1 protein-coding gene is annotated in these 338 nt (G+C 31.7%); it reads left to right on the top strand.

What is annotated here, in order from left to right; genetic code table 11:
• Window positions 1–65: 65 nt before the first annotated feature.
• Window positions 66–338 (top strand): hypothetical protein (locus ACFIKU_RS10125; protein ID WP_375657432.1); only part of this gene is annotated, 273 nt, incomplete at its 3' end.

Here is a 338-nt window from a genome sequence, read left to right as displayed (position 1 = left end):
CAACTGTTCACTTAGAATTAACACATGGTTCTGCATGGTATCTCACCAAAAGGAAACATACAGATTTGCAAGAATCTCTTCCTGTAGATTCATTACTTTCGTCTATAAGCATTTCTGATAGCACAATTTTTTTTGATAAATTTATATCTCAAGATTATCAAACGCTATATATTGGAAAAGTATATATTGAGAAAGGAAGTAATCTAAATGACATAAATCCAATAGATGAAATACAATATGATAAAGAAGCCTATGAGGCAAAGGGAAATGTGCAGATTAAGATGAGTACGTTTGTGAATAATGACGGCTCGTGTAATCCTCAAAAAACTGATCGTATT

This window comes from Bartonella sp. CM120XJJH (assembly GCF_042194715.1).
Classification (GTDB): Bacteria; Pseudomonadota; Alphaproteobacteria; order Rhizobiales; family Rhizobiaceae; genus Bartonella.
The sequence above is the reverse complement of the archived record's forward strand: the minus strand, read 5'-3'. Positions and strand labels throughout refer to the sequence as shown.